Annotated in this window: 2 protein-coding genes, 1 other RNA gene and 1 riboswitch; of the genes, 2 read left to right on the forward strand and 1 reads right to left on the reverse strand. The window is 34.3% G+C overall.

Features of this window, described 5'->3' with window-relative positions:
• Positions 1-142 precede the first annotated feature (142 nt).
• Positions 143-700 carry an RNA polymerase sigma factor gene (locus ACFO6W_RS24345; protein WP_380001424.1) on the reverse strand — a complete coding sequence of 186 codons (558 nt, stop codon included), beginning with the start codon at positions 698-700 and terminating at the stop codon, positions 143-145.
• 290 nt (positions 701-990) lie between these two features.
• Positions 991-1,196: riboswitch (cobalamin riboswitch) on the forward strand.
• A 514-nt stretch (positions 1,197-1,710) separates the two neighbouring features.
• Between ACFO6W_RS24345 and ssrA the strand changes: the two genes are divergently transcribed.
• Positions 1,711-2,107, forward strand: a transfer-messenger RNA (tmRNA) gene (ssrA, locus tag ACFO6W_RS24350).
• A gap of 256 nt (positions 2,108-2,363) precedes the next feature.
• A complete protein-coding gene (locus ACFO6W_RS24355; RefSeq protein ID WP_380001426.1) occupies positions 2,364-2,522 on the forward strand; it encodes a hypothetical protein in 159 nt (52 codons plus the stop codon).
• The last annotated feature ends 17 nt before the right edge of the window (positions 2,523-2,539 follow it).

Genomic DNA, 2,539 nt, shown 5'->3' on the forward strand with positions numbered 1-2,539 from the left:
CTATTTTCTTCAAAACGTAGAAAACAAAAAGTGATCGGAATTTCTTCCGACCACTCCTGTTAGATAAAGTGCCTTTTTTAACATTAAACAAAAATAAATAGATGCAAAATATCACTTAAACGAGTGATTTGATTTGATTTTGTTACAGATTGAATAAGAGGGTTATGATTGGGTATAAGTGCTTTAATTGCTCGCGCAATAATTTCTTAGCATTGTTTTTCTGAACTTTCACCGTATTGATGCTTATTGACAATTCTTTTGCTATTTCTCCATTATCCAATTGTTCAAGATAGGCTAGCTTAAATATTTCCCCGCACTTGGTCGGTAATTTATTAATGGCCTCAATTATTTCGCGATATATTTCGACTCTTACGATGGCATGAAACAAGTTAGAATCATATTCTTCCGATTCCTCAATCATAATGTTTTCTATTACCTCTGAGTGTAGTGCATTTTTCTTCAGTTCATTTATGCATGCATTCCGTATCGATTTATACAACGTGTGTTTAAGGTGCTCTTCGCTAAGGTGGATTGTAGTGTTATTGAGCATATTCATAAAAACATTTTGGACAATGTCTTCAGATATCTCTTTATTTTTCAAAAAAGAAAATGCGAAGTAACATAGAGTTTGATAGTAACGTCTGAAGAAATCTTCAAAATATTTTTTATCTCGTATAGAAATATTATCTGAAGCAGGCATCTTGCAAAAATCTAATTATCAATTATTCGATTGAGCAAAAATACAAAAAAATGCCTTATTATTGAGATACGATGATGTTATTCACTTATTTTCTATATAAAATGATATCAGCAAGATTAGTAACTTATGCGGACATTACTAAAATAGGTTATTCAATTGTTGTATAACACAATCAAGATTTAGTTAATAATAAATTATCTTAGGCGTTATTGCGATAGGTTGAGGGCGTTCGTGCTGTCAATTCATGTCACTTACCCAACAATCCCTTACACACATACCATCTAAATTATAACAATTACCTCCCTTTTGATGGCCTGAGCGTAACAAGAAAGCTGAAGATGAAAAGGGAATCAGGTGGAAAACCTTGGCAAACGCGCTGCTGTAAACTCTACTGAAGTCTTTGAACAAAACTCAATATTACTGTTCATAATCAGAATGGGGAGGCTGTTATAAAGATAGGGTAAGTCCGAAAACCTGTTAGAATAGAGGACGTATTGCATTACTTGTTGATACCCCCTCTTTTCTATATAGGAAGAACCTCTTATATTTTTTAGCAATCTATACTTTATAGCATTTAGCAATGTTACCCTCTTTTTTTCTCTTGTGTTGTTTTGCACAATCACCTTTATAAGAATGTTGAGCTTTTCCTGTACTAAGTTATCCACAAGAAATCCATGGAAAAAGGTAATTTCTATTTGTGAATAGAAGAATGTTATTATTGTGGGCTCAGGTAACAAACGAATAACAAAAACAGTAAAAGCATATTAAAAAGATATACGGATCAGATTCAAATAATCGACCGTTTTTATGAGAATCTCATCTTTTATTGTTTAATATATTTAAGTCTTTGATTAGGAACTTAGCAATAATCTCCATTGAACTTGGTATGTATACTAAAAAAGAATTATCTTTACACTAGATATTGTTTAGACAAATTTTTATCATTTTTTGTTACTCGATATCTAAGGTTTGATATTAAAGCGTTATATATCAGATGATAACAAACTCATGGGGCTGACTGGCTTTGACAGCGAGATGAAATGGTTTGTAAGCATGCAGTGCATAGTCGGCTGGCACTATAATCTCAGACGTCACAAATTTAACTGGCAATAACAATTACGCTCTTGCTGCTTAATCGAAGTATAGTAGATATAGCTTAATCCTTGCACAGGTGTAAGGACAAGACATCACCCGGAAGCTGTGGCTTCGAAGCGTACCGATAAGGTGGTGCAGGCAAATCGGAGATAGGATAGGAGAGGCTTCGGCTTTTATCTGAAATAAAGAAGCTAAGGTTTAGATTGGTGGCTTCGGTCTTGTCTATTCCCTACAATTAAAGCGAAGATAAGCATGTAGAAAGCAAATTAGTTCCTTGTTTGGACGAGGGTTCAATTCCCTCCAGCTCCACAAAGAGAATAAGTAAAATGAAGTAAAATCCTGAAATTCATTGAATTTCAGGATTTTTATTTTCTGCAAAGTGGTAAAAAACGGCAAATTCGGGGATAGTTCACTGACAAATTCGGGGACAGTCGTAAATCCGAAAAAGTGTCCCCGATTTTGATTGTAATATATTCATTTTGTAGAATTTACCCGAATCTAAAACCTGCCCGTAACAGTTGAATCTCATACTTTTAAAATCAATAAATCATCAAAAAAATTAAAAGTTATGAGCAGAAAAACCTTCAAGACCTTGTTCCTTGTAAAACCATCCAGAATCTCTAAAAAAGGAGAAAGCCCGGTCTTTATGCGTATAACCGTTGGAGGACAGCGTATAGAGACAACTATTGGAAAATCCAGTGAGCGTTGCCCCCTCGTGCCAGTCTAAATTGACCCCATGTACCA

This window comes from Dysgonomonas termitidis (assembly GCF_042654545.1).
GTDB classification, from domain to species: Bacteria; Bacteroidota; Bacteroidia; order Bacteroidales; family Dysgonomonadaceae; genus Dysgonomonas; species Dysgonomonas termitidis.